We start from the raw sequence: 6,158 nt of genomic DNA, 5'->3' as shown, positions 1-6,158 counted from the left end.
ATGAATTAGTTTACCCTTACGTGGTCAAGTTTTATCGAATTTTCCAACAAGCCCTTTTTATGCCCATACTATTGAAACTAAAAAGTAAAAAACAGGGCTCTTTTTTGTACCCATGAGTGTTATATTCAAACATCGCAAATTTCTACTCCCTGTTGTAAGGAAGCCAATTTATCTGCTCTTTTTGGAATGAATTCTTGCCCAATATATCCTGAATACCCTGTAGCCAATATGGCTTTTACTATCGCAGGGTAATATAGCTCCTGACTTTCATCTATTTCATTGCGGCCGGGCACCCCACCTGTATGGTAATGGGAAATATATGGGTGGGATTCTTTAATGGTGGCTATCACATCTCCTTCCATTATTTGCATATGGTAAATGTCATACAAAAGTTTCATGTTCTCGCTACCCACCTCCTTACATAAAGCCACTCCCCATGCTGTGTGATCAGCTTGGTAATCTTTGTGATCTACTTTGCTGTTTAGTAGTTCCATGCACATAGTGATACCATGTTTTTCAGCGGTAGGCATAATTTTTTTCAAACCCATTGCACAATTTTTTATACCCATTTCATCCGCTAACCCATTTCGGTTACCTGAAAAACAAATGATCTGTTTGTATCCTGCTGCTGCAACCTTAGGTATTACTTCTTTATAACTTTCAATCAATTGATCGTGTAGTTCAGGATTGTTCCAACCTTTTTCTATACCCAAACCTGCACCCCAAGGCATTGCACAATCTAGTCCATATTTGGAGAGTATTGGCCATTCTTCCGGCCCGGCCAATTCAATGGATTTTAACCCTATTTCTACTGCTGCTTTACAAAGGTCTTCAAAGGCAATGTCACTGTAACACCATCTGCAAACGGAATGATTGACATTGCCCCTTAAGCCTTCCGGTAAGCTTGACTCTGCCGCTGCCAGTCTGTTTGATAAGGAGGGAATCAGCAAACCTGCTAGTCCCGTTCCTGCCATTTTTTTTAGCACTCTTCTTCTTGGGTTAGTATTTTTCATCGGTTCAATTGGTTTATTGTTAAGCAATTTAGGAGGATTAATGTAAAGTATTAAGTTTTTTGGTCATCTTTCTTTCTCCTTTTATTGTATGTTCATTGTTATAGTAGGGATTTGGAAACGTTTTAAAATTAATACTCCTAAAATTGAGTATTTCAAAACCTTAACATTAAGTTTCGGGAAAAGTGATACATAGCCTAATTATCTATCGTTTTTGTTTAAGTTTGCTGTTTAAATATTTATTCAGATTTCTTAGTTCTAATTAATCTAATTTCATCCTTTTTCAATATATTGTTTGGGTTTACCACTTAATTGCTGTTTTTAAGTATTAATTATCTATAAGAATTCAATATTTACTTAAGTTAGTGTTTCGGTTGTTGAAATGCAATGGTATGGGTTGTTCTTCCATTAAGAGGTAATTATTCCTTCTTATGCATTTCAGATTGATAGCTATATTTTAATTTTATTTACTATTACTAACTAACACCGTGAAAAGAAGACATTTTATATAAAAAACAGGCCTTATTACCGGCTTGACAAGCTTGAGTCCCTTTCATGCATTTTCAACCGACTTGTTAGCCACTAAGAAAATACGTATCGGAATAGTGGGAGGAAGGTTTGGCGCCTCATTTCAATTTCATGAACACCCAAACTGTATTGTAGAAGCCGTTAGTGACCTTCGGGAGGATAGAAGAAGTCATTTAAAGAAAACTTACAGTTGTGATAAGGCATATAATGCCCTTGATTTACTCTTAAAGGACCCCAATATTGATGCAGTTTTTCTGGCAACGCCTGCTTCAGATCATGCCAAGCATACCCTAGCCAGTTTGAAGGCCGGTAAACATGTGTTGTTCGCCGTTCCATTGGGAATGACCATTCAGGAATGCCGGGAAATAAAAGAGGCTGTTTTAAGTACAGGGAAAAACTTTATGATGGCAGAAACCAGTGTGTACATGCAAGGGACCATTACTGTTAGAAAATTTTATGAAGAAGGTCGTTTTGGCAAGGTATTTAGCGCTGCAGCAGAATATAATCATCCGGGATTGGAAGTTCTTTGGTTTGAAAATGGCAAACCTACTTGGCGACATGGGTTGGTACCCATGAATTATCCCACACACTGTATAGCATTATTGGTAAGTTTTACAGGTGAAAGATTAAAAAAAAGTAAGTTGCCTTGGGTATGGGAAAGGGGAGGGCTTATTGGAAAATAACCAATATAACAATCCATTTTGGAATGAAACTGCTTTTTTTCAAACCGATCAAGGACATTCATTTAGGGTGGAGGTGAACTGGAAAGGAGTACTAAGAAATGCAGAGCGAGCTGAGTGGCGGGGTGAAAAGATGAGCTTCTACCTACCTACAGGTCATTCCTCGGAGCCAACAATGGTCACCAATGCATCGGAGATGGGGAAGGATAATGCCGGTTTTGAACATACAATAAATAAAGTAGCACCTTATGAAGTTACCAAGTGGTGGGAAACCGATATGCTTCCTGAGAAAATGAGCGTAACAGTGGATACGATGGCTCTCAAACCTTTCTTACCCATGAATTTATCCAACCCATAGTGGAAGAGCGTATGCCCAAAATAAATATATATGAAGCCATCGCTTATACAGTTCCCGGTATTGTGGCGCATCAGTCTGCTTTAAAAGGTGGCGAACTGTTGACGATACCCGATTTTGATGATTGATTCATAAGAAGAAGGAATTGACTTGAAAATTCTTCTAGATTCTTTATTTCCTGAGGCAAGTTCAAATAATGGCCTATTGTTCGGTATATGCCTTCTTTTTTTACCCCGGCTTTAATCATTTGACGAATAGCGTAACTTCCATTAGATTTGGATAGTTTTTTTCCTTCCTCTTTATACAAATGATGGTGGTAGAAAACCGTTTGATCAAAAGTCTGCTGCCGTAGCAATTGATTTGAAAGGTAAACCTGAGCAAGGGTAGAATCCCATAGGTCTGTTCCTCTAACTATAAAATCCACATCAAAATAAATATCATCTACCAAAGATGCCAATTGATAACTTGGATAGGTATCCTTTTTTTGGATTACAAAAAAATCCATAGCATTCGGGAGTTGATGGACTTGTTGATTTTCAGTATAATGATTGATATAAATTGTTTGCCTTAAATCGGTAATTAACCTCAGTGCTGTTTGTTTCTTACCCAAGGGTAAGTCCCGATGAAGGCAATTGCCTGTATAATACCTCTTGGAATGATTTTTTAAGAGTGTTTTTCTGGAACAATCGCAGGCGAAGATCAGTTTTTTTTCTTTTAATCCGTGGATATAATCTTTGTAAATAGATAGCCGATTGAGCTGAGAATAATCTTGAATAAATTCCTTGCTGCTCTTGGGACCCTCATCATAGGGGATTTCCAGAAAGTCTAGTGTATCAAAAATATCCTGAATGTATTCCATTCGCACACGCTTTTGATCCAAATCATCTATTCGAAGTAGTATTTTGGCGGCATGCTTTTTAGCCAAGCTGGCAGTAATAAGGAATGAAAGTACATTCCCTATATGAAGGTATCCACTAGGGGTTGGTGCCAATCTGGTTTTGGTAATCTTCATGGCTTCGATTCCGGGATTTTGTTAATGTCAATAGGTATAAATCTCGCAAAAAGTTCTTCCCTATACCATTTCTCATTTTTTACTTTTTTGATGACCTCCTTATGTGCAGTTCCATAAGCATAGTCCTCCATTTGCGCTTGACTGTTCCAATAGCTGAAAGTAGCTTGTTCTATTATAGGCCATTCTCCTATCCCCTTTGTAAAGATTAGTCCGGATGCTTTTTCTGCAGATCGGCTAGTATTAGGGATGTATTTCAAAAATCGAAAAACTTTGTGCAGTTTCACACGAGCTCTGGTGATAACCATAATTGGCCCCTTAGTTTTTTCATGGCTAGGTTTGAAAGGTTTTTTACCATACCAGGTTCCGTGACTTTGGATACAACGCATCCAATAGGTGAAGTTACTAATGCACTGTTGGTTAAACCTAAGATACGTTTCAGATAAATAAAAGCTTCTGGCAGCTTCGGCGTCCTCCCAAACCATCAGTAAAGCATAAGTGGAAAAGTCCGGCTTAAGTGAGAAGCCAAATCCTCCCCCGGTCCCCATCAATTTAAAGAATTTCTTTCCTTGGACTTTCTTTAATGGTGAGATGGCCAACTGCATTTGATTGAATGCCCACCAACGATTTCTTTTGGGGTATTTAAAAAAGGTAAGAGAAACAATTTCCTTTTTTTTATTCATGACCAAAAAAGATTGGTTATTTTCACAGGCTGATCTTTTTTAACAATATTACGCATGTTGAAATTGAAATCCATAGGTATCAATCGAAAACTTTTTTGATAATTGTTCTTATTAAAAGAATAGCGAGTGCGATTGTGGTTCCTGCAATTACGAATTCCATAGTGTCTATGTCTTTTTATATTTGAATGGACAACTATTGAAATTCGTGGGAATAATCTCAGCAATTCAATGGAATGCCATTTAATTTTAAATAACTCAAAAGTTGCCATTATAGTTTGTCGAATTGTTCACAAAAAGTTAAAAATGATTTTTGTTATTCATAGGCTTACTGTCTTACCTTTGTGAATTATTAAAAAATCAATGGTGCAATTAAAAACAAGAAGGATTTCAGCAGGTGCTTTCTTTTTCCTTACAGGATTGTGTTTTTCCTCATGGGCTTCTAGAATCCCTGATTTTCAACAAAAGTTTATGTTAAGTGAAGGGCAATTAGGCTCTGTCCTGTTAGGTCTTCCTTTAGGCTCATTACTTGCTTTACCTCTAGCTACCTGGGCTGTGATTAAATTTGGAAGCAAGCTGGTGATAATGGTGGGCCTTTCACTGTATATATTGGTACTGGTAGGTATAGGGGTTTCTATGGATGCCTTTTTTTTAACCGTCATGGTCTTCATCTTTGGTATGTTGGGTAATATGATGAATATTTCCTTAAATACACAGGCTTTAAACCTTGAGAAAGATTATGGGAGAAATATTTTAGGTTCTTTGCATGGCTTGTGGAGTTTGGCTGGTTTTGCCGGGGCAGGAGTTGGAGGGCTCATGGTTTATTTGTCATTATCTCCTTTTCATCATTATTCTATTATATTTTTGCTTGGAATCGTAGTTGTTTTTTCCTTCAGGAAAGGATTTGTTCAGGAAATAAATGATAAATCAAGCTCCGTTAGGGGAATGGTTTGGAAAAAACCAGATCAAACTTTAGTAAAATTGGGAATGATTGGTTTTTGTGGGATGATGTGTGAAGGGTGCATGTTTGATTGGTCCGGTGTATACATGAATAAAGTGGTGCAAGCACCTGCTTACTTGGTCCCCACAGGATATATATCCTATATGGGGGCCATGGCCTTAGGTAGGTTTGCTGCAGATAAATTGTCGCATCGATTTGGTATGATGAATGTCCTAATGGGTTCCGGCCTTTTGATTTTTACAGGGTTAATTTTGTCAATTGCTTTTGCGCAGGTTGGAGTAGTTATTGTTGGGTTTTTGATGGTTGGTTTAGGTACTGCTGCCATTGTGCCGTTGTGTTTTAGCCTTGCTGCAAACGCAACTTCTCTTCCTACTGGAATGGCCATTGCTATGGTTTCTACCATTTCCTTTTTTGGTTTCTTGCTAGGCCCTCCCTTAATAGGGTTTATTGCAGAATGGACAGACTTGAAAATGTCTTTTGCCTTGATGGCTTTCGTTGGCTTAATGGTCACCTTTCTTGTATGGGTAAGTAAAAAAAGTTTTGCTTTAAAGATTGCCTCTTAGTGCTTTTTCGCATAAAAAAGTAAGGGTATTGTTTTTTAGATATTAATCACTATTTTTACGAAAATTTAATACCATACCAAATTGGTAGGTTTTGTAGAATAATAATTAAAAGCATCTGGTATGCAGGAGTCCACTATATCAAAAAAAGTTTATTCTAAGGAAGAAATTAAAACTCTGAATGATAAATACAGAGATTTATCAGTAGAAGAACGTGTTAAGCAGTTGTATAAGGATTTTGACCCCAAGGATGTGATGCTCACAAGTTCCTTTGCGGCAACTTCTGCTTTATTGTTAAGTGTATTCTCCAAAAGCAATTCAGCGCAAAAAATATATTTTATTGATACAGGGTATCATTTTCCTGAAACATTGGAA

At 37.3% G+C, this 6,158-nt stretch carries 6 protein-coding genes and 1 pseudogene; 4 read left to right on the top strand and 3 right to left on the bottom strand.

The window, feature by feature from the left end:
- Nucleotides 1-125 precede the first annotated feature (125 nt).
- On the bottom strand, nt 126-1,013 hold the full coding sequence (locus AAC037_RS17790; RefSeq protein WP_339904447.1) for a TIM barrel protein: 888 nt from the start codon (nt 1,011-1,013) through the stop codon (nt 126-128).
- Nucleotides 1,014-1,552: 539 nt separating this feature from the next.
- Here AAC037_RS17790 and AAC037_RS17785 point away from each other — a divergent pair.
- The gene (locus AAC037_RS17785; protein WP_339904445.1) at nt 1,553-2,221 is read left to right on the top strand and encodes a Gfo/Idh/MocA family oxidoreductase; all 669 of its coding nucleotides are present in this window, start codon (nt 1,553-1,555) and stop codon (nt 2,219-2,221) included.
- Entirely contained in the window at nt 2,211-2,576 is a 366-nt protein-coding gene (locus tag AAC037_RS17780; protein WP_339904443.1) for a hypothetical protein, read from the top strand. Before AAC037_RS17785 ends, AAC037_RS17780 begins: the two co-directional genes overlap by 11 nt.
- A 70-nt stretch (nt 2,577-2,646) precedes the next feature.
- On the opposite strand, the gene AAC037_RS17775 is transcribed toward AAC037_RS17780, so the two are convergent.
- Both AAC037_RS17775 and AAC037_RS17770 read right to left on the bottom strand, forming a co-directional pair.
- Nucleotides 2,647-3,585 carry a glutamate--tRNA ligase family protein gene (locus AAC037_RS17775; RefSeq protein WP_339904442.1) on the bottom strand — a complete coding sequence of 313 codons (939 nt, stop codon included), beginning with the start codon at nt 3,583-3,585 and terminating at the stop codon, nt 2,647-2,649.
- Complete coding sequence (locus tag AAC037_RS17770; RefSeq protein ID WP_339904440.1) at nt 3,582-4,265, bottom strand: spheroidene monooxygenase; 684 nt, start codon at nt 4,263-4,265, stop codon at nt 3,582-3,584. Before AAC037_RS17770 ends, AAC037_RS17775 begins: the two co-directional genes overlap by 4 nt.
- Nucleotides 4,266-4,625: 360 nt before the next feature.
- On the opposite strand from AAC037_RS17770, the gene AAC037_RS17765 reads away from it, so the two are divergent.
- On the top strand, nt 4,626-5,786 hold the full coding sequence (locus AAC037_RS17765) for an MFS transporter (RefSeq protein ID WP_339904439.1): 1,161 nt from the start codon (nt 4,626-4,628) through the stop codon (nt 5,784-5,786).
- Between the two features lie 120 nt (nt 5,787-5,906).
- Nucleotides 5,907-6,158, top strand: a pseudogene (locus tag AAC037_RS17760) (phosphoadenylyl-sulfate reductase); the annotation flags it as partial.

It is taken from the genome of uncultured Cyclobacterium sp. (assembly GCF_963976465.1).
In the GTDB taxonomy this organism is placed as follows: domain Bacteria; phylum Bacteroidota; class Bacteroidia; order Cytophagales; family Cyclobacteriaceae; genus Cyclobacterium.
The sequence above is the reverse complement of the archived record's forward strand: the minus strand, read 5'-3'. Positions and strand labels throughout refer to the sequence as shown.

Excerpts from the sequence above, each read along its gene's own strand:
- AAC037_RS17790 (WP_339904447.1), bottom strand. The coding sequence starts at position 1,013 with ATGAAAAATACTAACCCAAGAAGAAGAGTGCTAAAAAAAATGGCAGGA.
- AAC037_RS17775 (WP_339904442.1), bottom strand. The coding sequence starts at position 3,585 with ATGAAGATTACCAAAACCAGATTGGCACCAACCCCTAGTGGATACCTT.
- AAC037_RS17770 (WP_339904440.1), bottom strand. The coding sequence starts at position 4,265 with ATGAATAAAAAAAAGGAAATTGTTTCTCTTACCTTTTTTAAATACCCC.
- AAC037_RS17765 (WP_339904439.1), top strand. The coding sequence starts at position 4,626 with ATGGTGCAATTAAAAACAAGAAGGATTTCAGCAGGTGCTTTCTTTTTC.